The 24,734-nt window shown below is 73.5% G+C and carries 23 protein-coding genes; 16 read left to right on the top strand and 7 right to left on the bottom strand.

All coding sequences use genetic code 11. The features are described 5' to 3' along the window. The first annotated feature begins 61 nt into the window (after positions 1 to 61). The gene (locus E6U81_RS05245; RefSeq protein ID WP_136228868.1) at positions 62 to 1,969 is read left to right on the top strand and encodes a hypothetical protein; all 1,908 of its coding nucleotides are present in this window, start codon (positions 62 to 64) and stop codon (positions 1,967 to 1,969) included. A gap of 112 nt (positions 1,970 to 2,081) precedes the next feature. Continuing rightward, the gene (locus E6U81_RS05240; RefSeq protein WP_136228867.1) at positions 2,082 to 3,329 is read left to right on the top strand and encodes an FAD-dependent monooxygenase; all 1,248 of its coding nucleotides are present in this window, start codon (positions 2,082 to 2,084) and stop codon (positions 3,327 to 3,329) included. Between the two features lie 84 nt (positions 3,330 to 3,413). Here E6U81_RS05240 and E6U81_RS05235 read toward each other — a convergent pair whose 3' ends face one another. After that, positions 3,414 to 4,052: a hypothetical protein gene (locus tag E6U81_RS05235; RefSeq protein ID WP_136228866.1), complete on the bottom strand. Its 639-nt coding sequence runs from the start codon at positions 4,050 to 4,052 to the stop codon at positions 3,414 to 3,416. 135 nt (positions 4,053 to 4,187) lie between these two features. On the opposite strand from E6U81_RS05235, the gene E6U81_RS05230 reads away from it, so the two are divergent. Together E6U81_RS05230 and E6U81_RS05225 are read left to right on the top strand one after the other, a co-directional pair. Next, positions 4,188 to 4,865 (top strand): response regulator transcription factor, encoded by a 678-nt coding sequence (locus E6U81_RS05230; protein ID WP_136228865.1) that lies wholly within the window; start codon positions 4,188 to 4,190, stop codon positions 4,863 to 4,865. A 40-nt stretch (positions 4,866 to 4,905) separates the two neighbouring features. After that, the gene (locus E6U81_RS05225; RefSeq protein WP_240803644.1) at positions 4,906 to 6,333 is read left to right on the top strand and encodes an ATP-binding protein; all 1,428 of its coding nucleotides are present in this window, start codon (positions 4,906 to 4,908) and stop codon (positions 6,331 to 6,333) included. 175 nt (positions 6,334 to 6,508) lie between these two features. Here E6U81_RS05225 and E6U81_RS05220 read toward each other — a convergent pair whose 3' ends face one another. After that, positions 6,509 to 6,793, bottom strand: coding sequence for a hypothetical protein (locus E6U81_RS05220; protein ID WP_136228864.1), 285 nt, complete (start codon positions 6,791 to 6,793; stop codon positions 6,509 to 6,511). Between the two features lie 487 nt (positions 6,794 to 7,280). On the opposite strand from E6U81_RS05220, the gene fusA reads away from it, so the two are divergent. The 6 genes from fusA (at position 7,281) to E6U81_RS40870 (ending at position 12,890) form a co-directional block, all read left to right on the top strand. Then, complete coding sequence (gene fusA, locus E6U81_RS05215; protein ID WP_136228863.1) at positions 7,281 to 9,365, top strand: elongation factor G; 2,085 nt, start codon at positions 7,281 to 7,283, stop codon at positions 9,363 to 9,365. A 167-nt stretch (positions 9,366 to 9,532) separates the two neighbouring features. Next, positions 9,533 to 10,072: an FABP family protein gene (locus tag E6U81_RS05210; protein WP_136228947.1), complete on the top strand. Its 540-nt coding sequence runs from the start codon at positions 9,533 to 9,535 to the stop codon at positions 10,070 to 10,072. Positions 10,073 to 10,204: 132 nt separating this feature from the next. Beyond that, positions 10,205 to 10,951 carry a polysaccharide deacetylase family protein gene (locus E6U81_RS05205; protein ID WP_240803643.1) on the top strand — a complete coding sequence of 249 codons (747 nt, stop codon included), beginning with the start codon at positions 10,205 to 10,207 and terminating at the stop codon, positions 10,949 to 10,951. 241 nt (positions 10,952 to 11,192) lie between these two features. Continuing rightward, entirely contained in the window at positions 11,193 to 11,411 is a 219-nt protein-coding gene (locus E6U81_RS05200) for a hypothetical protein (protein WP_240803642.1), read from the top strand. 84 nt (positions 11,412 to 11,495) lie between these two features. Further along, positions 11,496 to 11,921, top strand: a complete 426-nt coding sequence (locus E6U81_RS05195; RefSeq protein ID WP_136228861.1) for a DUF6069 family protein — start codon at positions 11,496 to 11,498, stop codon at positions 11,919 to 11,921. Positions 11,922 to 11,999: 78 nt separating this feature from the next. After that, on the top strand, positions 12,000 to 12,890 hold the full coding sequence (locus E6U81_RS40870) for a hypothetical protein (RefSeq protein WP_240803641.1): 891 nt from the start codon (positions 12,000 to 12,002) through the stop codon (positions 12,888 to 12,890). 23 nt (positions 12,891 to 12,913) lie between these two features. On the opposite strand, the gene E6U81_RS05185 is transcribed toward E6U81_RS40870, so the two are convergent. Beyond that, positions 12,914 to 14,035: a hypothetical protein gene (locus tag E6U81_RS05185; RefSeq protein ID WP_136228860.1), complete on the bottom strand. Its 1,122-nt coding sequence runs from the start codon at positions 14,033 to 14,035 to the stop codon at positions 12,914 to 12,916. 137 nt (positions 14,036 to 14,172) lie between these two features. Beyond that, on the bottom strand, positions 14,173 to 14,499 hold the full coding sequence (locus E6U81_RS05180; protein ID WP_136228859.1) for a GYD domain-containing protein: 327 nt from the start codon (positions 14,497 to 14,499) through the stop codon (positions 14,173 to 14,175). Positions 14,500 to 14,615: 116 nt separating this feature from the next. Between E6U81_RS05180 and E6U81_RS05175 the strand changes: the two genes are divergently transcribed. Next, the gene (locus tag E6U81_RS05175; RefSeq protein ID WP_136228858.1) at positions 14,616 to 15,179 is read left to right on the top strand and encodes a hypothetical protein; all 564 of its coding nucleotides are present in this window, start codon (positions 14,616 to 14,618) and stop codon (positions 15,177 to 15,179) included. Between the two features lie 141 nt (positions 15,180 to 15,320). Beyond that, positions 15,321 to 15,746 carry a pyridoxamine 5'-phosphate oxidase family protein gene (locus tag E6U81_RS05170; RefSeq protein WP_136228857.1) on the top strand — a complete coding sequence of 142 codons (426 nt, stop codon included), beginning with the start codon at positions 15,321 to 15,323 and terminating at the stop codon, positions 15,744 to 15,746. A 210-nt stretch (positions 15,747 to 15,956) separates the two neighbouring features. Here the strand turns inward: E6U81_RS05170 and E6U81_RS05165 are convergent, their stop codons facing one another. The 3 genes from E6U81_RS05165 to E6U81_RS05155 all read right to left on the bottom strand — a co-directional run bounded on the left by E6U81_RS05165 (position 15,957) and on the right by E6U81_RS05155 (position 19,331). Further along, positions 15,957 to 16,562 (bottom strand): GNAT family protein, encoded by a 606-nt coding sequence (locus E6U81_RS05165; RefSeq protein ID WP_136228856.1) that lies wholly within the window; start codon positions 16,560 to 16,562, stop codon positions 15,957 to 15,959. Beyond that, positions 16,559 to 17,725: a ThiF family adenylyltransferase gene (locus E6U81_RS05160; protein ID WP_240803640.1), complete on the bottom strand. Its 1,167-nt coding sequence runs from the start codon at positions 17,723 to 17,725 to the stop codon at positions 16,559 to 16,561. Before E6U81_RS05160 ends, E6U81_RS05165 begins: the two co-directional genes overlap by 4 nt. A gap of 73 nt (positions 17,726 to 17,798) precedes the next feature. After that, on the bottom strand, positions 17,799 to 19,331 hold the full coding sequence (locus E6U81_RS05155) for a PE-PGRS family protein (protein ID WP_136228855.1): 1,533 nt from the start codon (positions 19,329 to 19,331) through the stop codon (positions 17,799 to 17,801). Between the two features lie 201 nt (positions 19,332 to 19,532). Here E6U81_RS05155 and E6U81_RS05150 point away from each other — a divergent pair, with 201 nt between their 5' ends. From E6U81_RS05150 to E6U81_RS05135, 4 genes are all read left to right on the top strand, one after another. Then, the gene (locus E6U81_RS05150; RefSeq protein WP_136228854.1) at positions 19,533 to 20,255 is read left to right on the top strand and encodes a thioredoxin domain-containing protein; all 723 of its coding nucleotides are present in this window, start codon (positions 19,533 to 19,535) and stop codon (positions 20,253 to 20,255) included. A gap of 168 nt (positions 20,256 to 20,423) precedes the next feature. Then, the gene (locus E6U81_RS05145) at positions 20,424 to 21,317 is read left to right on the top strand and encodes a sigma-70 family RNA polymerase sigma factor (protein ID WP_136228853.1); all 894 of its coding nucleotides are present in this window, start codon (positions 20,424 to 20,426) and stop codon (positions 21,315 to 21,317) included. 479 nt (positions 21,318 to 21,796) lie between these two features. Further along, positions 21,797 to 23,854 (top strand): RICIN domain-containing protein, encoded by a 2,058-nt coding sequence (locus E6U81_RS05140; protein ID WP_240803639.1) that lies wholly within the window; start codon positions 21,797 to 21,799, stop codon positions 23,852 to 23,854. A gap of 146 nt (positions 23,855 to 24,000) precedes the next feature. Further along, entirely contained in the window at positions 24,001 to 24,678 is a 678-nt protein-coding gene (locus E6U81_RS05135; protein WP_136228852.1) for a hypothetical protein, read from the top strand. The last annotated feature ends 56 nt before the right edge of the window (positions 24,679 to 24,734 follow it).

The following is a 24,734-nucleotide window of genomic DNA, read 5'->3' as shown; positions in this document are numbered from 1 at the left end:
GGTATCCAGCGCCGGGCACCTTCCGCCCGCGCGCCCATCGAGGAGGAAGGGCCGAACCCGCATGGCTGTCGCGAGGACCGTACTACCCGCCCTGCTCTCCCTGTCCCTGACCGTTGTTCCGGGCGCGCTGCCCGGTGTCCCGGCTGCGGCCGCCGTGCCGTACGACGGGCAGGTGCGCCACGAGAGCGCGCTCTTCAACGTGAAGGCGACGGGCAACGCGGCCGCCCAGGAGTTCACGGTGGACGACACCCGGCTGTCCCGGGTGAGCGTCTGGCTGGGCAGCGGGGCCGCGACGGGGACGGTGACCGCCCAGGTCCGCCGGGTGCACTCGGACGCGGGTTCGGCGATCGCCTCGGCCACCGTGGACCTCGCCGCCCTGGGCGGGGCCGGCGCCGGCTGGGTGGAGTTCCCGTTCGGGGACGCCGACGTCACCGCGGGCACCTACCACCTCTTCGTCCAGGCCACGACCGCCGAGGACGGGCCGGTGGCCTGGTACGGCACGCGGCAGGCCGTGCCCGGCTCGTCGACCAGCCGGAACTACGACCGGGCGCACTGGGGCGGCTGGCACGCCGAGGACACCGCCCGGCCGGCCTTCCACGTCAACCCCGCCGGCGGCGAGCGGTGCGGGGAGACCGAGCCGTGCTACGTACCCGCCTCCGCCCTCGCGGCCCGTACCGCGGGCCTGCTGACCAACGGGGTGGCCACCGAGGCGGTCCTGCCGTCCTTCGCCGTCGGAGCCTCGTACGTGGACGGGAGCAACGTGCTCAGACTGCCCTCGGGCCGCTGGCGGTACCTGCCCGACGGAGCCTCGCAGTCGGCCGTGGTCGAGGCGGACGACCCGGGCGCGCTGGCGCAGATCGAGGAGAGCCGCGCCTGGCTGGCCGGGGGCCGTGAGCCCCGGGCCGGCGCGGAGCAGCGGGCGGCCGTGCAGCGGGCCCTGCTGTCGATGCGGGCGCTGCTGAAGCCGAGCGGCGCGTTCGCCGCGGGGTGGTCGCCGCCCTGGGAGTACTCGTGGCCCCGGGACGGCGCGTTCGCCGCAGCCGCCTTCGCGGTGACCGGGCACGCCGAGGAGGCGTACCGGATCCTGCAGTACGACGCGCGCACGCAGCGGGCCGACGGGACCTGGGAGGCCCGCACCACGCTGGACGGCAGTGGACCGCCGGACGCGCGGAAGTGGCAGTTGGACGGCAACGGCTGGGTGCCGTGGGCGACGTGGCAGTGGTACCGGGCGGCGCCGGCCGCCGGGCGGGACGAACGGCTGCGCGAGCTCTACCCGATGGTCCGGGCGGCGGCCGACTTCGCGGCGCGCTCACTCGGCCCGGACGGGCTGCCTCCGGCTTCCCCGGACTACTGGGAGCTGGACACGACGACCACGAACATCGGCACCGCCGCTCCCCTGCTGGCCGGGCTGAACGCCTCGGCGGACCTGGCCGCGCGGCTGGGCGCCAGTGGGGACGCGGAGCGCTGGGCCGCCGCGTCCCGGCGGCTGTCCGCCGGGATCGCCGCCTCCTTCGCCCCGTTGGGCTATCAGCGCACCGTCGACGGCAAGCACGGCCGGGACAGCGCAGTGGCGTTCATGGCGCCCCCGTTCAACACCGCCCCGCCCGGGCTCGCGGAGGCGCTGGACTCCACCCACCGGGCGCTGCTGCTGCCCAACGGCGGCGTCTCGCCCGGCAACGACCCCGATTTCAGCTGGGGATCCTACGCCTGGACGGCCAGCACCTCCTTCTTCGCCCTGGCCTGGGCCGGCACGGGCGAGCAGACGAAGGCGGACCGGGTGCTCGACTGGGTGCTGTCGAAGCGCAACGGGCTCGGCGAGCTCCCCGAAACGGTGAACGGGGCCGGACTGCCGTCCTCCGTCGCGCCCCTGGGCTGGACGGACGCGCTGGTGGTGCTGACCGTGCAGGCCCTCGACGGGTCGCCGCAGCCCACTCCCCCGGCGCCGGCGCCGGCTGCCGCGGGCGGGTGAGGCACCGGGTGGTCGGCCGGCGGACCGGCCCGACGCGGGGCGCGGGCGGCGGTGTCGTCCGGCATCAGCAAACAAGCAGCAGGCATCGGGCATCAGGCATCAGGAGGCGGTTGTGCGGGGCGGAACGGTTGCGGTGATCGGCGGGAGCATCGCGGGCTGCGCGGTCGCCACGGCGGTGGCACGGGCGGGTGCCGGGCAGGTGACGGTCCTGGAGCGGACGCGCGGCCGGCTGGAGGACCGGGGCGTGGGGCTGTGCGTGCACGACGAGCGGGCCGTGGAACTCCGCGCGAGCGGCGCCCTGCCGGCGGGGATCGCCGCGCATCCGCTGCAGCGGCGCCGCTGGGTGGTCCGGGACGACGCCGAGGGGGCCGGCGGGCGGCTGATCTGGCAACAGCCCTTCCCCTTCCACTCCTACCACTGGGGGCTGCTCTGGCGCGGCCTGCGGGAGTCAGTACCGGACAACGTCGTCTACCGGCAGGGCGAGGCGGTGACGGCCGTCGAGGCCGCCGCAACCGGGGCCGGAGCCGAGGCCGATGAGCGTGGCCGCGCCCGGGTGCGGCTCGCGGGCGGTTCCGTGGAGCGCTACGACCTGGTCGTCGGCGCGGACGGCTACCGGTCGGGGGTGCGCGCGGCGCTCTGCCCGGACTCGCGGCCGCACTACGCGGGGTACGTGTGCTGGCGGGGGAACGTCGACGCGGCGCGCCTCGACGAGCTCGGCGGCCTCGGGGACCCGGTGCCCGAGGCGGTGACCACGGTCTGCTTCCCGGGCGGCAGCTGCGTCGTCTACCGCATCCCCGGTCCCGGCGGCCCCCGCGTGAACTGGGTCCTCTACGCCGCTCCACCGCGGGACGGACAGCTGCGGCTCGACGACCCCACCAGCTTTCCGCCGGGCGCGCCGACCCCCGGACTGGCGGATCACCTCGACGCGTTGCTGGAGCGGGAGTTCCCGCCGTACTGGCGGCGGGCGCTCGCGCTGACGGACCCGGCGGACACCTTCGTCCAGCCGATCTACGACCTGGAGGCGGCCCGCACCGCCGGCGGGCGCCTGCTGCTCGCCGGGGACGCCGCCAGCGTGGTGCGCCCGCACAACACGAGCGGAGCCGCCAAGGCCCTGCAGGACGCGACCGCCCTCGCGGACGGCTGGCGGCGCTCGGCGTCCTTCGAGGAGCTGCTGGACGGCTACCACCGGGCGCGCGGGGCCGCCGGCCGGGAACTGGTGGCGCTGGCCCGTCGGCTGGGCCGGGCCCAGGTGGAGCGGACCCCGGCCTGGTCGGCCATGGACGGCGACGGCATGGCCGCCTGGTGGCAGGGCCAGCTCGACGGGGCCCCCGGGATCGGGGGCCGCGCGATGGCTCCGTAGACCGGGCGGCTTCCCCGCCACCAGCCGCCGAACCGCCGAACCGGCGGTCCGGCTATCCGGCTATCCGGCTATCCGGCTATGCGGCTATCCGCCGAGCTTGGTGTTCCCGGTGATCGTCCCGTCCGTGCCGGACACCGTGACCGCGTGCCGGACTCCGTCGGGCCCGAGGACCACGGCCAGCCAGGCGCCGCCCCCGCCCTCCTGGGCGACCGCGCGCAGGCTCTCCACCTTCCCGTCCGGCACGGCCGCGGCGGCCTTGCCGGCCGCGTCGCCGATGGACAGGGAGGGCAGCGGTGCGGGCGCCTGGCCGCCCCTGCCGGAGCCCTCGCGCCGCTCGGACCTGCCGGGGGCGCCGGGCAGCCCGGGGGCTTCGGGGTGGCCGAACCGCTCGCGCACCACGGGGCCGTCCTCGCCACCCGGTGCCTTCCGCGCGCGCTCGTCGTCGGGCGCCCCGCCCTGCGGCCCCCGCTTGAACCCGCCCCCGTGGCCGGGCTCGAAGCGGATCGTGTGCGGGCCCCGGTCGGCCCGGTCGTGGTGGTGGTGCTCGGCCACGGCCACGGCCGCGAGCCCACCGCCCACGACCACCACGACCGCGCCCGCCGCCACCCAGCGGGTGCGCCTGCTGCGGGGCACCAGCCGGGACAGCACCACACGCTTGCGGGCACCGGTCTCCGGCACGCTCTCGGGCTGCTGCTCGGGCGGCGGCGGAAGGGATTCAGACATACGGCTACTCCTCCGGACATCCGGACGTGCTGCCCGGCTCGCCCCAGAGCATGCTGAGGGGATGCTGAAGCCCAGCTGAAGTTACCTGAAGACCTCTTCAGCCGGGCGCCCGCGAGGCCTGCGATCCTGTTCGGCATGCGCGTACTGGTGGTGGAGGACGAACGGCGGCTCGCCGTGGCCCTGCAGCGGGGTCTGCAGTCCGAGGGGTTCTCGGTGGACGTGGCCCACGACGGGACCCAGGGCCTGTGGATGGCGACCGAGCACGACTACGACCTGATCGTCCTCGACATCATGCTCCCCGGGCTGAACGGCTACCGGATCTGCGCGAGGCTGCGCGCGGCCGGCAACGAGTCGGGGATCCTGATGCTCACCGCCAAGGACGGCGAGTACGACGAGGCGGAAGCCCTGGACACCGGCGCCGACGACTTCCTGTCCAAGCCGTTCTCCTATCTCGTGCTGGTCGCCCGGCTGCGCGCCCTCGGCCGGCGTACGGGCGGCCGGCGCCCGCAGGTGATGCGGTTCGGCGACCTGCTGATCGATCCGGCGCGGCGCACGTGCTCCCGTGGCGGTGCGGAGGTCCGGCTGACCGCCAGGGAGTTCGCGATACTCGAGTACCTGGGCCGCCGCTCCGGCGAGGTGGTCTCCAAGCGGGACATCCTGGAACAGGTGTGGGACACCGCCTTCGACGGCGACCCCAACGTCGTGGAGGTCCACGTCAGCGCCGTCCGCCGCAAGGTGGACGCCCCGTTCGGCCGGGCCGCGCTGGAGACCGTACGGGGTGCCGGATACCGGCTGGCGGCCGACGGTGGCTGAACCGGCCGGACCTACCAGGCCCTCCCCCCTCGGCGGGCGCGTGCGCGACGGCCTGCGCTCGCTCCGGGGCGCCGCCCTCGGCCGGTGGCCGGCCCTGCGCCGGCTGTGGCCCACCACGGTCCGGGCCCGGGCCACGGTGGGCGCGGGCCTGGTGGTGGCCGCGGCCCTGGCTCTGGCCTCGTTCGCCCTGCTCGGGCTGCTGGAGGCCAATCTGCTGCGCAACGCGGAGAACGACGCCCGACGGCAGGCCGAGACCGTGGCGCAGCTGGCCGCCACCGGGCGGCTCGGCCGGGCCCGTCCGCCGGGCCGGGCGGTCGAGTTCGTCCAGGTGGTGAGCGCGGACGGGCGGGTCCTGTTCTCCAGTCCCAACCTCATCGGGGTCCCCGCGTTCCCGCCGGCGCCGCCCGAGACACCGGGGACCCGGATGCACACCTGGCGGGTCCGTCCGGTCGACGGCGATCACCGGCAGCGGGTCGTGCAGGTCGTCACGCAGACGCCGGACGGCCCGGCCACCGTCTACGCCGGTGCCTCGCTGCGGGACGCGGACGCGGCCGACGACACGACCACCGCCGCGCTCGTGATCGGCATGCCGCTGCTCCTGGCCACCGTCGTCCTGGTGACCTGGCGGGTCACCGGGCACGCGCTCCGGCCGGTGGAGGCGATCCGGGCCGAGGTCGCCGAGATCTCCGACCGGGACCTGCACCGCCGGGTGCCGGTCCCCGCCACCCGTGACGAGGTCGCCCGGCTGGCCGAGACGATGAACGCCACGCTGGACCGGCTGGAGGCGTCCGGCATCCGCCAGCGGCAGTTCATCGCCGACGCCTCCCACGAGCTGCGCAGCCCCATCACGGTCCTGCGCACGCAGCTGGAGGTGGCGCTTGCCGTCCGGGACCCCGAGCTGTGGCCCGAGCTGATCGGTGGCGCCCTGGAGGACGTCGAGCGGCTCCAGCGCCTCGCGGCGGATCTGCTGCTGCTCGCCCGCATCGACGCGGCCCAGCCCGTGACGGCGGTCCCGCTGGACCTGGGCGCCCTGGTCCGGGAGGTGCTGGACGATCGCCTCGGCGACCGGGTGCCCGTACGGGTGGACCTCGCGGCCGATGTCGAGGTCACCGCAGGTGCGCTGTGGCTGGGCCGTGTCGTGACCAACCTGGTCGACAACGCGCAGCGGTACGCCGTACGCGGCGTGGACGTCACGCTGCGCACCACGGGCGGCGGCGGGGCGGTGCCGCACACCGCCGTGCTGGAGGTCGTCGACGACGGGCCGGGGATCCCCGGTGCCGACCGGGAACGGGTCTTCGAACGGTTCACACGGCTCGACGACTCGCGCAGCCGCGACCACGGCGGAGCCGGCCTGGGCCTCGCCATCGCGCGTGACCTGAGTGCGCACCACGGCGGAACGCTGACGGCCGAGGACGGTGCGGGCGGCGCCCGACTGGTCCTCAGGCTGCCGCTGACGCAGCGCCCCTGACGGGGCGTTCCTCGCGGGGGCGGGCCGGACGCCGGTGTCAGCGGGTGTTGCGGTGGCGGCCGTGCTGGTGCGGGTGGCCGGTCGTCAGCAGGACCAGAGCGAGTCCGAGGGGCAGCAGGACGAGCAGAAGAAGGGTCATGCGGCGCTTGTGCCCACCATGCTGCCGTCGACACGGCTACCCGGAGGCCACCACCCGGCCGGCCGTGACCCGGGGAGGGTTGGGGAGCAGGGCGGCGAGGTTCTCCCGGACGAAGTCCGCGGCCCTCCCGACCGATGCGTCGGCCCCGGCCCGGTCCTCGAAGACGCTGGTGGACACCATGACCCCGTCCCCGGCGTCGACCCAGTAGTAGGCCACGAATCCCGGGACCCGGCGGAGGAGGGGCACGAATCCCTCGTCCACCAGGCGGCCCGCCTCACCGGGGTCGGTCACTCCTTCGTAGCGCCGGATCACCGCGTACACGGTCGGCCTCCTCACCTGTCCACGAACCGGAGGTCATGGAGCGACATGTCGTCACATTCCATGGCTGACAGTCACTCACGGTACATCCGGGGCGGGGAAAAACACGGTGCCCCGGCGCTGTCCGCTCTCTAGACTCGCCCTACGCGCTGCCGAAACGGCACTGCGCGCCTCATGCCGAGTCAGAAGAGAAGGGGAGCAGCAGCCATGCGCACGTACCGCACCGCCGCCTTCGCTCCCCCGTCCCGGTACGACGTGATCCCGGTGTCTCGTGACGCCCGGTGCCGGCTGCGCGGCCGTCACCGTATGCCCGTGACGCACCTTTAGGTCCCGTCCCCCTCCCCCGCCTTCCGTACGCCACCGCCTGCCCGGACCCGTTCCGGGCCACGGGCGGGACGGCCGTCCACGGCTGCCGGGCACGGGTGACGAGGGCTGTCGTCGGGGAATTCGCGCCGCCCTCTTCATCTCTTCACTCGAAAGGCCCCGGGCCATGCGCGCCAACGGACGCCCCCTCAACGCCACTTCCCTCAACGCTGTCCGCAATCTGGGCATCCTCGCCCACGTCGACGCCGGCAAGACCACGATCACCGAACGGATCCTGTTCACCACCGGCGCCATCCACAAGCGCGGCGAGGTGCACCACGGCACGACCGTCACCGACTACGACCCGCAGGAACGCGACCGCGGTATCACCATCTTCGCCGCGGCCGTGAGCTGCACCTGGGGCGGGCACCACGTCAACCTGATCGACACCCCCGGGCACGTCGACTTCTCCGACGAGGTGGAACGTTCCCTGCGGGTGCTCGACGGCGCCGTCGCCGTGTTCGACGCCGTCGCCGGGGTCGAGCCGCAGAGCGAGACCGTGTGGCGGCAGGCGGACCGGCACGGTGTGCCCCGGATCGCGTTCGTCAACAAGATGGACCGGGCGGGCGCCGACCTCGACACCGCCGTCGCGTCGATCCGCCGGCGCCTGGGCGCCGTACCCCTGGTGGTACAGCTGCCCATCGGCGGGGAGGACGACTTCACCGGCGTCGTCGACCTGGTGACCATGCGTGCGCTGCACTGGCGGGCCGACTCCGCCGACTTCGAGTCGGGTCCGGTTCCCGAACCGCTGCGGGAGGAGGCCGGCCGGCGGCGCAGGCTGCTGGAGGAGACCGTGGCGGAGCTCCACGCCGAGGCTCTGGAGGAGTTCTGCGCGGATTCCGCGCTGAGCGACGGGACCCTGGCCCGGGCCCTGCGGGAGCTGACGCTGCGCGGGGACGGCGTCGTGGTGCTGTGCGGCTCGGCGTACCGCAACCGCGGGATCGAACCACTGCTGGACGCGGTCGTCGCGTACCTGCCGGCGCCCGCCGACATGCCACCGGTACGCGGTACGGCGGACGGTGCGGAGCAGGAGCGCGCGCCCGACCCGGCGGAGCCGTTCGCGGCCCTCGCCTTCAAGGTGACGGCCACGGCGACGGGGCGGCTCACCTATCTGCGGGTCTACGCGGGCACCCTGCGCAAAGGTGCGACGGTACTGGACGCGGCCACGGGCCGTACGGAGCGGGTGGGCCGGATCCTGCGGGTCCAGGCCGACCGGCACGAGGACAGGGAGGAAGCGGTGGCCGGTGACATCGTCGCCGTGATCGGGCTCAAGTCCGCCCGCGCCGGCACGACCCTGTGCGCGCCCGGGGCACCTGTGGTGCTCGAACCGCCCACGGTGGCCGAGCCGGTGGTGTCGGTGGCGGTCGAGGCACGTCGCAACGTCGACACCGGCCGGCTGGCGTCGGCGCTGGCACGGCTGGCGGAGGAGGACCCTTCGCTGGTGGTGCGCTCCGACCCGGAGACCGGGCAGACCGTGCTGTCGGGGCTGGGCGAGCTGCACCTGGAGGTGGCGGTGGAGAAGATCCGCCGCGGCCACGGGGTGGAGGTCGTCGTGGGCCGGCCGCAGGTCTCGTACCGGGAGACCGTCGTGCGCGGCGTGGCCGGTCTGGTCCACCGGCACGTGAAACAGGACGGTGGCGCGGGCCAGTTCGCGCACGTCGTGCTGGACGTCGAGCCGCTGGCGGAGCCGGTCTTCGAGTTCCGTTCGACGGTCGTCGGCGGCCGGGTGCCTCAGGAGTACGCCCGCGCCGTGGAAGCCGGCTGCCGCGACGCCCTCGCCGAGGGCCCGCTGGGCGGGTACCCGGTGACGGGGCTGCGCGTCACGCTCACCGACGGGGCGACCCACTCCAAGGACTCCTCGGAGATGGCGTTCCGGGCGGCGGGCAGGTTCGGGCTGCGCGAAGCCCTGCGGCTCAGCACGGTGGAACTGCTGGAGCCGGTCGCGGAGGTGACGGTGAGCGTCCCGGAGGACGCCGTCGGGGGCGTGCTGGGTGACCTCGCGGCCCGCCGCGGCCGCGTCTCGGGCCAGACCGCCGAAGCCGGCACCGCGGTGGTCACGGCGGCCGTGCCGCTGGCCGAGCTGTTCGGGTACGCGTCCCGGCTGCGGGGCCGGACCCAGGGCCGGGGCGTCTTCACCACCCGGCCGGCGGGCCTGGCGCCCGTACCGGCCTCGGTGGCGGCCTCGGTGACGGGCGGTCTGCCGGCCCGCTGACCTGCGGCTGCTCCCGCCCTCGCCCCGCCCCCTGCTTCGGGAGCGGGGCGGGGCGGGGGCCGGGCACGGGCCGGGTTGCGTGAACGCCCTTGCGCACCGCCTATGCTGCGGATTCGGTCGGTTCGGTCCGGTTCCGACGGGGCCACGTGCAGACAGGCAGGGTGAACATGTTCGAGTCGGTGCAGGAGAATCCGTACCCCGACAGCCACGTCCTCGGGGAGGGGCCGGATCCGCATCCCCTGCTGGCGCCCGTGCTGGCGCTGCTGGGCCGCTGGCACGGCCGCGGCCAGGGCGAGTATCCGACGCTGGAGAAGGACTTCCGCTACGCGCAGGAGGTCACCTTCAGCCATGACGGCCGCCCCTTCCTGCGCTACGAGGCGCGGGCGTGGCTGATCGACGAAGCCGGGGCTCCGGTACGGCCGGCGGGGCGCGAGGCCGGGTGGTGGCGGGTGACGCCCGACGCCTCCCTGGAGGTCGTGCTCGCCCACCCCACCGGCATCGTCGAGACGTACGTGGGGCGGGCGTCCGGTGCGGAGTTCGAGATCGAGACCAAGGACGTGTCATTGACGCCGCTGGCGAAGGAGGTCACCGGCACGCGCCGCCGGTACACCGTCCGGGACGGGGAGATGACGGTCGTCCACGACATGGCCGCGGTGGGCCAACCCCTCCAGCACCACCTGACCACGCACCTGCTCCGGCGGCCCTGAGGCGGTTCACCCGGCTGCGCGGCACGGGCTGCGGCCGCTCCGGTGCGCGCCGTCGCATAGTCGTGCCAGGCCGGTACCGACGCACCGCACCGTGCCGTGCTGTGCCGTGCCGTGCCGGAGGGAGCGACCGTGGTGGACATCGGACGACGCGCCGCGCTGACTGCGCTGATCGCCGCAGGCCTCGTACCGTGCGCGGGCGCCCGGGCGGCGAACGGCGCGAGCGTCCCCTCCGGTCCGCGCCCGCCGACCTCGCTGCTCGGCAGTGAGATCCGCAGGCTGCCCACGTCCCGCAAGGTCGTGGCGCTCACCTTCAACGCCGCATGGGACGAGGCCGGGATCGACACCGTCCTCGGGGAACTGAGGCGGCGGGGGCTGCCCGCCACCTTCTTCCCGACGGGCGCCTTCGCCGACGCGCACCCGGGGGCGGTGCGCACGATCGGCGCGGCGCACGGTCTGGGCAACCACTCGTACAGCCATCCCTACTTCAAGGACCTCAGCACGGCGCAGCGCGTGCAGGAGGTACGACGCGCCGACGCGGCGATCCGGGCGGCCTCCGGCACGGAGCCGCTGCCGTTCTTCCGCTTCCCCTACAGCGCCACGACGCGGGCTTCCGTCGCCGACATCAACGACCTGGGCTACGCGGCCATCGAGTTCACCGCCGACACCAACGGCTACCTCGGTCCGCAGGGCGGCATGAGCGCGGAGGCGGCCGCCGAGCGCGCCATCGACGCCCTGGCCCCAGGAGCGATCATCCAGATGCACGTCGGCAGCAACGGCGACGGCATCGTCCTCGACGCCGAGGCACTCCCCCTGATCATCGACGCCGCCGAGTCCGAGGGCTACACGATCGTCGACCTGCGCGACTTCCTGGTGGCGTAGCCCGGGCGAGCGTGGCACAAACCCGTTCGGCACATGGCCCACTGACATGGCACGATGCACCGCATGACGACGACCCGAAAGGCCCGTGCCGCGTAGACGGCCGGGACACGTCCGGACCGGCACCCCCGGTCGGCGGACTCCAGGAGCAGGCCGGCGGCCGGGCATCGACGGCCTGTCCTCGGCTGCGACGACCGAGATCTTCCGTCTCGAACAGGCCAGGAACCATCTGCGTCCGGGCGACGTGAGCGCGGCCGTACGGCTGTGGAAGGACTACGTCCACCGGCCCGAGCGCCTGCTGTGGCGGGACTACGAGTGCGCAGACGTGCACTGGCACTGCTGCGGCGACCCCTTCGAAGCACGCGCCCTCCTCGACACCGTGCTGCGGGCCCTGTCACCGCGCAGTGCCCGGCGGCTCCGGGCGGTCGTCGGCCGGTTCGACGCCGTCCGGGACAGGCCTTGACCTCAAGCGGGGTTCAGGTCGGAGGCTTCTGCGTATGCCGCGGCCGAACCGCAGTCCGGCACTTCACACGTTGGGGGAACTCTCATGTCGAGCACCGCAGTTCAGAGTCCGGCCCGCCGCTCCGGCTTCGGCTGGTGGAAGGTGCTGGTCGCCGGCGCGGTCGGCGCGGCCGTGGTCAATCTGATCGTCTTTGCCGTCGCCGAGCTGGCCGGCGCCTCGCTCGTCGTCGTGGACGCCGGTGAGGAACACCCGATCACGGTCGGGGGCGTCATCGGGTCGTCCGTCGTGCCGCTGGTCGTCGGGGTGGGCGCCGCCCTCCTGTTGGCCCTGTGGAAGCCGGTCTTCCTGCGGATCGCGCAGTACGTGGGCAGTGGGCTGGCCCTGTTGTCGGTGGCCGGCCCGCTGTCGTCCGGCGCCGACGGCGGGACCGTCGCGGCCCTGTCCCTCATGCACATCACCCTCGGCGTGGCGGTCTTCACCACCCTGCAGCTCCACCGCCGCCGCCGCTGAGGCCAACGAGATCCACCGGCTCGTCCCGGCGCATCCGCCGGGACCCCTGCACGGTCTCGGGGGGAAGGTGCCGCACTGGTGAACGGGGCGGTGGTGTCCGGCATCCGGCCCGCGGCCAAGGACGGATTCCTGCTGGACGAAGTCCCCTGGGAGCACTTCCCGCGGGGAGATCACGTCCGGGAGGCCGTTCACCTGCTGCACACCGGCAACTCGCCCGCCCGCACGGGAGCGGGCGTCGTGGGCGGCATGTGCGCCGACGACATGCGGGCCGCCGCCGTGCTCGCCGTACCGTTCCTGATCCGGATCGCCGCCGACACCCGTCACCCGTACCGTACGGAGGCGCTCGCCCAAGTCTCCTCCCCGGCCCGCGCCCGCCACTTCGGCGTCGCCTCCCGCGGCGAGCTGCTGCTCCACCGCGGCCACATCCGGTACGACGACCTCGCCGACGACTACGACGACTACGGCGTCGAGGTGACCGGCTACCCGGCGGGCTGGTCGGCCGCTGCCGCGCGGGCCGCGATCAGCGCCGACACCGCCCTCCTGCAGCCCCTGCTCGACGGCCCCGACCGCATGACCCGCGCCGCCTTCCGTACCCGGCTCGCCGCCGAGCAGGACCCGATCGTCCGCGCGGGCCTGGTCCTCGCCGTCGCCGAAGCCACCCGCGCCCACCCCCACCCGCCGACCACCGCATGGCTGCGAGAACGGTGGCGGGACCGGACGCAGGCGCCCGAGGTCCGGCCGGCCGCCGCGATCGGCTGGCTCTGCCTCACCCGCGAACCCGCCCCCGACGACCTGCGCGCCGCCGTCGACCACCTCACCACGGAGGAACGCGCCCGGGCCATGGAAACCCTGCCCTGGATGGTCTCCGCCGGTGCAACCGGCGAGACGGGACTGCAGCGCTGCGTCCGCACCATGCTCCACGCCGAACGGCCCGAACCGAACGAAGACCCGTGGGCCCAGCCCCGCTGACAGCGACAGCGACAGCGACCACGCTAGAAGTAGCCGGCCCGGATGTGCTGCGTGAGGTTGTCATGGACCGCCCGCAGCCAGGGGCTGCGGACCTGCGGCAGCCGGGCCAGGGTGCGCCGGAAGGTTTCCGGGTCTGCTCGGAAGAGGCGGAGGGGGCGTGGCGCGGGTGGGTCGAAGTCGTCCCGGAGGACGCCGTCGGGGAGGACCCCCGACGTGGGGACGGGCGGGTCCTGTTCGGGGAAGGCCAGCCACAGCCACACCCCGAACGGCAGGGGCACCGGGTACCCCGCCGGGGCGGCCGGGGTCCAGACCTCTCCGGTCTGCGGATGGACCGGTACAAGGAGGATGTCGGCCTCCCCGTACGGAGCCGGTCGTCCCGGTCCGGCCAGGACGGCGCGCCGCGCGGGCGATCCCGCCGGCAGCAGGGCGTCGAGCGTGCGCCGGAACACCTCTGCGGCCAAACCGTCCGGGACCTCCACGGGACGGCCCTGCGAGGCGGCCAGCAGATGGGCCAGTGCCCGGCCGGCCGCCGCCTCCCACTGCGGGCTCCATGACCACCGGTGATGCGACCAGTGGCCCGCCCGCAGCCGCGACCCCCACTCGGCGAGCGGCTCGAACGGGGGCGTGCCTTCGCCATCCGCCATCAGCTCCGCCCAGGAAACCGGCACGGCGTCGGTGCCGTCGACGGGGAGGCGGCGTACGGCACTCGGGGCGAGCCACATCGCCTGCCAGAGCGAGCAGTCGTCGATCCGGCTCGCCACGGGCAGGGCGCACGCCGCGCAGGCCACGTTGGGACCGGCGGAACCGTCGAGGCCGCAGCAGTTGCCGCCGCCCCGGTTTTCCGGAATCAGTACGGTGCCGTGGGCGTCGCCGGGTGCGATGACGATCGCGCCGGGCGCACCGTCGGACAGGGCGTGGACCGGCGCGAGGACACCTCGGGCCGCTGCCTCGTCCGGATGGATGTCCTCCCACCTGCGCCACGGCGGCCCCCAGGGCTCCGATTCCACGGCGAAGGTGCCCGACTCCATGAGCACCGGGAGCTGGGTCCCGTTGCCGTACTTCTGATGGGCGTGGACCGGCAGGGCGACCTGGGACAGCGGGGCGGTCAGCTCGGCCCCGCACCCCGTACACACAAAAACGAACAAACGCACTCCACTTCGAGGACCGCCAGCCGCACCAGGAGCACCCCGCAGAGCCGCTGCGCGGGCCGGCACGGCCCAACAGGCAACCGGCCAATGATTGCGGGGGCGGCCGCGGTTGTCGCGTGGAATTCGCGCTGTCGCTATGCGCCGGGAGCCCGGTACCCGACCTGCCCCGCCTTGTTCAGGGCCTCCAGGGTCTCCTCGACTGTCAGCAGGACGGTCGTCTCGAACGAGCGGAGCGCGCCACCACGGCTGATCGCCAGCGCCACTGCGGCCATCGACACGTTGTCCGGGGCCTCCCACAGGTTGTAGCCGTCGTGGGTGCCGAAGGCGTACCAGAAGCCGTGGAGCCGCCCGCCGACGGACTCGATGTACGCCCGGGCCGCCTCGGCGCGGTCCTCGGGGTGGCCGGTCAGCCGCGCCCAGGTCTCCGGCGTATAGCTGAACCTCGACAGATACAGTGGCATCGCTGCTCCCTTTCGTCCCCCCGAAGGGTGCCCGCACCGAGGACTGAAACCGTCACGGCGCACCGCACGTCCCCCTGACGGGCGAGGCAGGCAACTCGCGAACGGAGCACGAAGACATGTCGACGGTCATACCAGTGCCCGACAACTGGGGTGATCGCTTCAGCAGTTGGGAAGAGCTGCGTCACGGCTACCACGCCGGGGACAGGGACGCGGCGGTGCGCGACTGCGCCCGTCGGCTCGACGCCACGGCGGCGGGGCCCGAGGACGGTCCCGTGCTGTACTGGACGCTGGGCCTGCTGATGCTCGCGCCCTACGTCGCCTTCGGCAACCCCGGTCCGGGCGTCGAGGACGAGGTCACCTCCGTACTGCGCCGGATCGCCCGCGGCGACGACGGCAGGGCGTGCCCGCACGGCTGGCATCCGTACGACGCCGACGCGGACGATGTGCTGGAGCACCTTCCCGCCTGCCTGGAGGTGCTGGGCTCCCCGCTGGACCGGGCGCTGAACGGGCTGCTGCCCGAGAACCTGCTTCCCGCGGCCTCCCTCGATGAACCGGAGGACGACGAGGCCGAGCCCGCGAACCTCTCCGGGCCCGAGATCCTCGACCGCTGGCAATGCCCGCGCACCGCACCGGGATTCGCCCGCGCGGCCCTCGACTACCTGGGCGCCACCGTCCACTGAGGGCGAGCGGGGACCCTCGGGCAGGGGTGGTCGGGCGGCTATCCGTGTGCCGCCCGGGTGGGCGAGGGCCGGGGAATGGTCCGGCGTCGGGACGGTGTTCTCCGGGAGTACGCCTTTCCGCCCTGTCAGTAGGAGGATGTCGTGGCCCTGTCCCGGACCGAGCGTGAGCAGTTCCTCGCCGAACCCCACATCGCCGCCCTCGCCGTGAGCGCGGGCGACGACCGCGCCCCGCTGACGGTACCGATCTGGTACGACTACTCCCCCGGCGGCGACATCTGGATCATGACCGGGCGGGACTCCCGCAAGGCCGAGCTGATCGCTGCCGCGGGCCGGTTCAGCCTGATGGTCGACCGTGTGGAGCCGACGGTCCGCTACGTGTCGGTCGAGGGACCGGTCGTCTCGGTCGAACCGGCCACCCGCGGGCAGCTGGAGTCGATCTCCGCCCGGTACCTGCCGGCCGACAAGGTGGACGGCTACGTCGACGACGCGTGGAAGAACCACGGCGAGCAGGTCGTGGTCCACATGCGGCCGTCCCGCTGGGTGAGCTCGGACCTCGGCCGGGTGTGATCCCGCAGACGCATGTGCGAGGGCTCCCGGCTGCCCGTCCGGGCGTGCGAAGCCCCAGGGCCGTGAGGCCGCACCGGCAGTGGGTTCATGGTTCCAAGTACAGGCCCAGGCCCGTGCCTGTGTGCGTACGAGGCCGGCTGGAAGTGCCGCCCCGGACGGACACAGGCCCACCTGGCCGCCGCGTCGGCGCCGCCCTCCGGCTGGAGGGGGTCAGACTCGGTCGAGCAGGGCCGCGCCGTCGAGAATGGCGAGTTCTCCGGGGGTGGCCTGGGACTTCCACTCGGGGGCGACGGTCGCGTACGTGGTCACGTCGTGCCAGCAGCCCTGGGTGTGGAAGAGCTGGCGGAGGGTGGCCTCGGGCCGGAGGCCGGCGGCGTGCATCACCTGCGGCATGAAGTGGTGGTCGCTGCGATGACCGGCCCAGATGCGGTGCAGACCCAGGTGCCCGAAGCCGTAGGCCATCAGCAGCCGGCCGGCCTCGTGGCCGTGTCCGCGTACGGGAGCTCCGGGAAGCAGGACCAGGCTGGTGAGCATCGCGTTGCTGCCGTAGTCCTCGACGAGGAGTCCCATGGTGCCGACGAGGACGTCGTCGTCCGGAGCGCAGACGGCGAGGGTGTACTTGCGGCGCGGGTGGGTGTGGGGCTGGGCCAGGGTTTGGGCGAAGGCGTCGTGGGCCTGGGCCGGGTCCATGCGGTCGATCCCGAGGTAGCGGGTGAGCACGCGGTGGGTGAGGATCCGTGCGAAGGCCTCGTGGTCCCCGGCGCGCAGCTCACGCAGCCGGAGGTGGTCGCCACGGAGTTCGGGGACTCGGTTCACCGGCCGGCTCCGTGCGGGGCGGGCACGGGGCGCGGGGCGGGGAGCAGGGCTTCGAGGTCGATGGAGTGGCGGCCGGAGGGCAGCGGTTCGCCGAGCAGGATGCGGCGGGCGGTGTCGGTGACGAGGGCCGCGCCGAGCATGACGCCGCTGGCGAGCTGCGGCCAGCTGGAGAGGGTACGGCCGACACGGGTGAGCGCGTCGGTCATGGCGGGGCTCAGGCGCCGCTCGTCGACGATGGTGAGGAGGAAGCGGATGGCCGCCTCCCGGTCGAGGCCTCGTACGTCGGCGGCGGTCGTGGCGCCGATGCGGCCGTGGAAGAGCGGGCGGTCCGGTTCGAGGTCGAAGCGCTCGATGTCGAGGAGGCCTCGGTCGTTGGTGTCCATGAGGACGGGGACGCGCCGACGGCGTGCCTGTTCGCGGGCGGCGACCTTGACCCAGGGCGTGTCGCACTCCTCGACCAGCAGGTCCAGGGCGCGGTCCCCGTCGCCGATGAAGTCCTCGACGGTCTCCTCGGTGACGCCGCCGCGGTGGATCTCGATGTCCAGGTAGGGGTCCAGTTCGAACATGCGCCGGGCGCACAGCACGCTCTTCTCCACGCCGAGTTCGTGCACCCCGGCCCGGAGCCGGTTGAGGTTGGACAGGCCGAGGCGGTCGAAGTCGGCGAGTCTGAAGGCTCCGCCGACGCCCTCCATGGCGCAGGTCAGCGCGGCGCTGCTGCCCACCGACAGTCCGATGACGCCCACCCGGCGGCGCAGCAGGTCCTGCTGCTGCCCGCGGGTGATCTTGTCGCGGTTGCGGTCGGTGCGGACCAGGCGGAACTGTGCTTCGGGCAGCAGGTGCACCAGGCGTCCGGACCACGGGTACCAGATCCAACGGCCGTATGCGGCGGGCCTGTCGCCCAGTTCGTCGGCGACCGCGTCGGCCGGCGACCTGCCGCCGAAGGGGTCCCGGGGCGCCAGGCAGCGCAGGAGTTCCTCCACCTGGTCCTCGATCCGGTCGTGGATCTCGCGCAGGAGGCCCGATTCCCGCAACGCGGTCAGGGTCGCGGCATCAGCCGGGCGTGCGAGGTCCAGTACGACCGGCCGAAACGATTCGCTCGCTTTGCGGGCGGAGGGCAGCACGAAGCGGTCCGGCGCGGGGCCGGACTCCATGGAGTGAGTCATGGCCAGGACGCTAGCAATGGGACGATCTTGAAGGACCGAGCGTCACCCGCGGGCGCACACTCGAATTGATCTTCTACAGAACGCGCCCCTTGCGCGCCGAGTGCGCCCCCTCCTCGCAGGACAGCTCGGCCAACTGCCGTACGACCGCCTTGGGGATCGCCGGGTTCGCGGCCGCGTCCTCGGCCGTGTCGGGGGCGCGGAGCAGGCGGATCAGGGTGGGCACGGGGAGCCGAGGATTGCCGAGGGCGGCTCGGCGCGTCCGCGGGGTGGAGTCGAGCAGGCGCAGGACGGTGGGGGGCGAGAGCCTCGGGTCGGCTGCGGCACGCTCCCGGACGCGCTCGTCCGGGTCGTCGGCCAGGCGCTCGGCGAGCCCGGGGGTGGACTCCGGGGATTCGAGGGCCAGTCGGCGCCGCAGCGGGTCCGGATCGTCGGCGAAGGACAGGAGCGCGTGGCGGGGGAAGTTCGGGTGGTTCAGATGGAGTAGGCCGCCGTGCCGCCCCAGCGCGACTTCCAGCAGCAACTCGGCGGGAGCGTCCTCGCAGCAGGAGGCGAGGTTGTAGGACACGTGGGTGTCCGGGTCGCGGGAGAGGCGGTCCACGACGTCCGGGGGCAGATGACGGGCTCGCGCGACACTGCGCCGGATGCCGATGCTCGCGGACCGTGCCAGGCGTCGCATCGCATCGGGATCGTCGTGGCACTCCTCGACCCAGCCCACGGCCCAGTAGGGGGTGTCCAAGGGCAGTCCCGCGCTGATCGACGCGCGCAGCGCTTCGGGGACGTCGGCTCGGACGGCAACCGCGGCGCGCACATGGGGGTCCTCGTCGTGGGCCAGCTCGGTGATCAGGTCGGCGTCCAGACGCTCGTTGTCGACCAGATTCTGGCGCAGTCCGCGCTCCCCGCTGCGGACCAGGTGCTCGGCGAGGTCGCGCCCGAGCAGCTGGACGGGCACCGCGCGCCACCGCTCCGCGGGAGTCAGGGCGTCGTACTCCGTCCGTGACATCGGACGGTCGAAGCCGGCGCGCCGACGGGCGGCCTCCCGGACCCGGGGCGAGGGGTCGTCGACCAGTGCGGACCGTCGGCCCGCGTCCAGATACGGCCAGGCGTATCCGCAGGCTTCCGCACGCACCTCCGGATCGGGATCTGCGGCCAAGGCCCGTGCCGGCTCCTGCGGAAGGCCACGGAACCACAGGGCCCGCAGACGGATGCGCGGATCCGGGTCGCGCGCCCAGCGCTCGAACCGGGGCTCGGGCACCTTCGGGCAGCGCCCGGTGGCCAGCCATTGGAAGCGCCCGCGGTCGGCACCGGTCTCACTGGCGATCAGTCTCGCCCACTGGTCGATGCTCATGCCTCTACGGGTCTCCGCGAGTCGCCCGCGCACCCTTCGGTCGGGATGCGCGATCACGGCGTCGACGACCTCGGTCGGCAGGTCCGCGATGACGGACGTGTCCACCACGTCCAGCAGCCGCACCAGCACGTCCGCCGACGCGATGTGCCGCAGTCCGCGCAGCCACGCCTGCCGCATCGAGGGCTGTGCGGCCAGGGCTTCGATCCCCTCGAACAGGCCGGCCCAGTCCCCTTCGGTTTCCCCCACGCCTCGCGTCGACATTCGAACAGGGTAGACGGGGCATGCGGAGGCCACGGTGGCACCGGGCCGGGTGTATGGACTGTGCCGTGACGGTGGACGCCGAAGCGCCGCGCACGCCGCCCACCGGCTGACGGCCATCGCGCGGGGTTCGCGGAAACCCGGTGCGTGGTGGGATGCGGAAGCACGTAAGGTCTCCCTGTTGATCAGGGGGAAAGGACATTGATGCAGGTCAGAACCAGACGCGGATTCCTCGGCACGGCCGCGGCCCTCGCCGTGGCGTCGTCCGTCGGCGCGTGCGAGGCGACCGGCCGGGGCGGCGGCCAGAAGAGCGAGGGCCACGATCCGCTCGACGTGTCGGCGAGCGCGAACCTGCCCGCGGCGCGGGAGTCCCTGGCCGCCGACGGCACCACGATCGTGATCGGGAACCCGACCGCCCCCCTCTCGGTACGGGTCTACGAGGACCTGAGCTGCCCCGCCTGCGCCGAGTTCGAGCTGGACGGCAACGGCCCCTACCTGAAACAGGCGGCCCGCAACGACGCGCTGCAGCTCCAGTTCACCCTGGGGTCCTTCCTCGGCCCGGGGTCGAAGTTCGCCGCGAACGCGCTGCGCGCCGCCGTGGACCACAACAAGTTCACCGAGTACCACGAGCTGCTCTACCGCCACCAGGCGAAGGTGCGCAAGGCCGGCGGCTTCACGCGGGACCGGCTGCTGGCCCTGGCCGTCAAGGTGCCGGGCCTGCGCGGCCCGGAGTTCGACGCGGCCGTGCTGGAGACGAAGCACCGGGAGTTCGTGGAGGCCGCGGACGAGGCGATGAGCAATTCGCCGGCCGAGGGAACCCCGACCATGGCGGTCAACGGCGCCCTGGTGCCGACCGACAGCCGCGGGCTCTACGACGACCGCGACCGCCTCTACCGCCACCTGCGCAAGGCGGCGGCCCGGGCGTAGGCCGAGCCGTGGAGTGACGGTGTGCCGCTCCTCCAGCTCTTCCCGCTCCTCCCCCGCCCCTGGCGGGGCTCGCGGAAGCCGTGCGCCAACTCATATGCACGCGCGCCCCGTTGGGAGCTCGGTTATCGTCCGATCCCGGACTGGCCTTCTGACACGGGGATGTGACGGGTGAGCGGGAAAGAGTTGCTGGCGCGGCGGTTCGAGGAGCACCGGCCCCACCTGCGGGCGGTGGCCTACCGGATGCTGGGCTCGCTCAGCGAGGCGGAGGACGCCGTGCAGGAGGCGTGGCTCAAGCTGAACCGCTCCGACGCCGACGCGGTGGAGAACCTGGGCGGCTGGCTGACCACCGTGGTCGGGCGGGTGTGCCTGGACATGCTGCGCTCGCGCACGACCCGGCGCGAGGATCCACTGCACGACCAGGACGGGCAGGTCCGGATTCCCGACCCGATCGTCAGCCGGGCGGACGGCCTCGACCCGGAGCAGGAGATCCTCCTGGCGGACTCGGTCGGCATCGCCCTGATGGTCGTTCTGGAGACGCTCGCACCCGCCGAGCGCCTGGCCTTCGTACTCCACGACCTGTTCGCGGTGCCCTTCGACGAGATCGCCCCGGTCCTCGGGCGCAGCCCGGCCGCGACACGGCAGCTCGCCAGCCGCGGCCGCCGCCGGGTGCAGGGCGTCGTACCCCCTCCGGATCCGGACCCGGCCCGACTGCGGGCGGTCGTCGACGCCTTCCTCGCCGCCTCGCGCGGCGGGGACTTCGACGCCCTGGTCGACGTCCTCGACCCCGAGGTCGTGGCGCGCTCGGACGGCGGTGCGCTGCGCCCCTCGCTGGTGCGCCGGGGCGCGGCCGAGGTCGCCTCGCAGGCGATCACCTTCGCCCGATTCGCCGAGGCCTCGCGTCCGGTGCTGGTCAACGGGCTTCCCGGCGTGGTCGCGCTGGCGGAGGGCCGCGCGATGTCGGTCATGGCGTTCACCGTCCGGGACGGCCGGATCGTCGCGCTCGACATCCTCACCGACCCCGAGCGCCTCGCCCGCATCGACCTGAGCGTCGTCGACGACTGACATCCGGCCCGGAACCGCCCTGCCGCCCCGCTCCTTTCAGGTGCGGGGCGGCTCCGGTCGCGCACGTCCTCCGGGCCGGTGCCCGCACATGGGCCGGAGGCGGGGACGGGTTTCGGCAACTGGCGGGCTCCGTACGGGAGCCGACGGGCCGCCGGGCGGAAGTCGAGGGGTGGGCCCTCACCGCTCGTGACGGAGGGAATTCGGCAGGTAGTAATTAGGTGAATTCCTGACTGAATTCCCGTCAATAAGCTTCCGCATCATATCTCGATTTGATAACAACCCACCCTCAAAGGACTGGACCTTTGGCGCGTGACGCGCGTAACTCGCCTTTGTCTATTGCGAGTTGAGTGTTCGTCAAATTATGCCGACAGGTAACGGAATGATTTCCTGGGCCACGCCCCCGTTTGTCCGAATTCTCCGCGGCATTCGTCTGGCAGGCTTCCGCGCACCCACTAGTCCGACAATGATTTGAGGTGCCCATGACAGGACGTCGCAGACGCCGGTCCACCGACCACCGCCGCAAACCCCGGCGGTTGATACTCGCCACCGCCGCCCTGGCAGCAGGAGCGGTGATCGCCGCGGGCGTTGCCTACTCCGGGCTCGGCGACGGTGCCCAGGCCGCCGGATCCGTCGAGGCCGCCGCCTCCGCTCCGGCCGCCGCCCCCGCCCGCGACCAGGAGCCGGAGCCCCTCTCCGCGGCGCCCTCCAACGAGAACGCGCGCGGCATGGTCTACGACGGCCTCCAGCCCGCGCCCAAGGGCGACCGCTGCGTCGGTGTCTACCGCACCGGGGACGGACACTGCACCCACGGACCCGACGCCCCGCCCAAGGGCGTCGACATCACGAAGGACATCCCGCCGGCCGTCAAGGAGAGTGCCCCGGCGGCCGATCCGGCGAAGCCCTCCGCCGACGACCCGGCCACCAAGGAAGGCGGCGGGCGTCCTCAGGACGCGCCCGCTGCCGACGCCGCGGCCACCAAGGACAGTGCGCCCCAGCCGGCCGCCGCCGAGGGCGGCCAGGCCGTCGCCGCGGGCCCGGCCGGCCAGACCGTCCAGTGCGAAGGCGACGGCAGCACCGGCAACCGCGTGCAGGTCGTGTACGTCCACGCCCCCGGCAAGGACCGCTACTCCGAGTACGTGGCCTCGTTCCGCAAGTGGGCGGCCGACGCCGACCTCATCTACTCGGCGAGCGCCAAGGAGACCGGCGGCGTACGGCACATCCGCTACGTCACCGCCGCCGACTGTACTCCGACCGTGCTCAACATCGAGCTCCCGGCCAACGCCCTCGCCGAGTTCAGCGCGACGAACAACGCGCTCGCCGCCAAGGGCCTCGACCGCCGCGACCGCAAGTACATGATCTTCGCCGACAGCCAGGTCTACTGCGGTATCGGCACCTTCGCGGGCGACGAGCGCCCCGGCCAGGCGAACCAGAGCAACTTCGGCCCGTCCTACGGACGCACGGACTCCGGCTGCTGGGGCGGTCACACCGCCGCGCACGAGCTCGGCCACAACCTGGGCGCCGTCAACAACAGCGCCCCGAACACCAGCCGCGGCGCGCACTGCACCGACGAGTACGACGTCATGTGCTACTCGGATACCCCGTACTACCCGCAGATGCGCAACATCTGCACCAACCAGGCGTCCGAGAACATCCTGGACTGCAACCACGACGACTACTTCCACACCAGTCCCAAGCCGGGGAGTTACCTGGCCACGCACTGGAACATCGCCGACAACCAGTTCCTGATGAAGAACAAGGGCGGTGGCGGCGGCACGGACCCCGGTCCCAACCCGGACCCGACGCCCACGAAGAAGCCCAGCCCGACGCCGACCAAGCAGCCCACGGGCGGACCGACCGCGACAGCGGCCCAGATCCAGTCCAACTCCGTCGTGGTGAGCTGGCCCAAGGTCGATGGCACCTCCTGGTACCAGGTCATGCTGAACGGCAAGCACCTGGCGTGGGTCCAGTCGCAGGTGCTGCGCATCTACAACCTCCAGCCCAACACCGAGTACAAGGTGACCGTTTCCGCCCGTGACGGCTCCGGCCGCGACAGCGGTCCCGGCAAGGCCGCGAGCTTCCGTACGACCGGTGCCGGCGGCGGGGCCACCACCCCGAACAGCCGCTACACGCTCGGCAACGGCAGCACCGGCATGGCGGCCGAGGTCTGGGGCGGCCGCACCGCCGACGGCACCGTGCTCGTCGGCGGCCGCGCCAACGGCTACGCCCAGCAGCAGTGGTACTTCGACGACGCGGGCAGCGGCCAGGTCCGCATCCGGTCCGCCGTCTCCGGCAAGTGCCTCCAGCCGGGCGGAGCACCCGCCCAGGGCATGTGGGTCTCGCAGCAGCCCTGCGACAAGAACAACGGCGCGCAGGCCTGGAAGCTGACGACCCGCGGTGGCGCGGTGACCGTCACGGATCCGAGCGGCGGCTTCGCCCTCACCGTCAGCAACCGCCCCTACTACGGGAACTGGCTGCTCGACCTCCAGCGTGCGGACGGCCGCGCGGCGCAGGCCTGGACCCTCCAGAAGTCCGGCTGAGCACTGCCGCCACGCCCGGAGGCCCAGGCGCTCCCACGCCCCGGCACCGGGACCACCCCGTGACGCCGTGATCCCACCCCCGGCGGACGGCCGCCCCCGTGCGGCCGTCCGCCGGTACCCCTCATCTCGACCGGAGCACCCCGACGATGCGCATACGAATCGTTCTCTCGGCCACCCTGACCGCACTCGGTCTCATGTTCCTGATCCCCGCTGCCGCCCATGCCCACGGAGACACCCTGAAGGTGGTGGTGACCGGGCAACGCGCCGGACACGTCACCACCGACATCACCTGGGAGAACGACGGCGACGCCATCGACGAGACCGTCGCCGCCACCGTGAACGCGGTCAGCGTCGACGGCACGCGCACGATGGGCCCCTGGCCCCTCGTGCGCGACCCGGCGGCGGCGCCCGCCGGCTGGACCACGGCCGAGACGCTGCCGCCCGGTTCGTGGAAGGTCACGGTCGAGGTGGGGTTCCCCGCACTCGGCAAGGGTGAACTCGAAGTCGGTGTGCCCGTGGTGGACCCGGCTCCGACCACCGGCGCGGGGACCACAGGTGCCGCGACCGGCGGAACTCCGGCCGTCTCGGCCCCGACTCCCGACGCCGCTTCGGCGTCCGGTTCCGGTTCCGGTTCTGCCGCGGCGACCGCCGCGGACGCTTCGTCCCCCGCTCCGGCACCCTCCGGGACTCGGGCGGCGTCCGGCGGCGACGGGGACGCCGTCTGGTGGACCACGGCGGGGGTGGCGGTCACCGCCCTGGCCGGAGCGGGCGTCGGCCTGCTGCTGCGCCGCCGCCGGATGCGCGGCGCGTGCAGGACGTCGTAGCCGGTCCTCGGCCGGTCGGGCCGGGCGGCACGAGCCGGCCCGGCCCCGAAGCAATC

Source organism: Streptomyces sp. A0592, assembly GCF_004795115.1.
Classification (GTDB): domain Bacteria; phylum Actinomycetota; class Actinomycetes; order Streptomycetales; family Streptomycetaceae; genus Streptomyces; species Streptomyces erythrochromogenes.
This window is presented reverse-complemented; position numbering and strand designations above follow the sequence as displayed.

Coding starts and splice junctions, on each gene's coding strand:
- E6U81_RS05175 (WP_136228858.1), top strand. CDS start 14,616: ATGTCGACGGTCATACCAGTGCCCGACAACTGGGGTGATCGCTTCAGC.
- E6U81_RS05160 (WP_240803640.1), bottom strand. CDS start 17,725: ATGACTCACTCCATGGAGTCCGGCCCCGCGCCGGACCGCTTCGTGCTG.
- E6U81_RS05195 (WP_136228861.1), top strand. CDS start 11,496: ATGTCGAGCACCGCAGTTCAGAGTCCGGCCCGCCGCTCCGGCTTCGGC.
- E6U81_RS05150 (WP_136228854.1), top strand. CDS start 19,533: ATGCAGGTCAGAACCAGACGCGGATTCCTCGGCACGGCCGCGGCCCTC.
- fusA (WP_136228863.1), top strand. CDS start 7,281: ATGCGCGCCAACGGACGCCCCCTCAACGCCACTTCCCTCAACGCTGTC.
- E6U81_RS05230 (WP_136228865.1), top strand. CDS start 4,188: ATGCGCGTACTGGTGGTGGAGGACGAACGGCGGCTCGCCGTGGCCCTG.
- E6U81_RS05135 (WP_136228852.1), top strand. CDS start 24,001: ATGCGCATACGAATCGTTCTCTCGGCCACCCTGACCGCACTCGGTCTC.
- E6U81_RS05155 (WP_136228855.1), bottom strand. CDS start 19,331: ATGTCGACGCGAGGCGTGGGGGAAACCGAAGGGGACTGGGCCGGCCTG.
- E6U81_RS05235 (WP_136228866.1), bottom strand. CDS start 4,052: ATGTCTGAATCCCTTCCGCCGCCGCCCGAGCAGCAGCCCGAGAGCGTG.
- E6U81_RS05140 (WP_240803639.1), top strand. CDS start 21,797: ATGACAGGACGTCGCAGACGCCGGTCCACCGACCACCGCCGCAAACCC.
- E6U81_RS05210 (WP_136228947.1), top strand. CDS start 9,533: ATGTTCGAGTCGGTGCAGGAGAATCCGTACCCCGACAGCCACGTCCTC.
- E6U81_RS05245 (WP_136228868.1), top strand. CDS start 62: ATGGCTGTCGCGAGGACCGTACTACCCGCCCTGCTCTCCCTGTCCCTG.
- E6U81_RS05180 (WP_136228859.1), bottom strand. CDS start 14,499: ATGCCACTGTATCTGTCGAGGTTCAGCTATACGCCGGAGACCTGGGCG.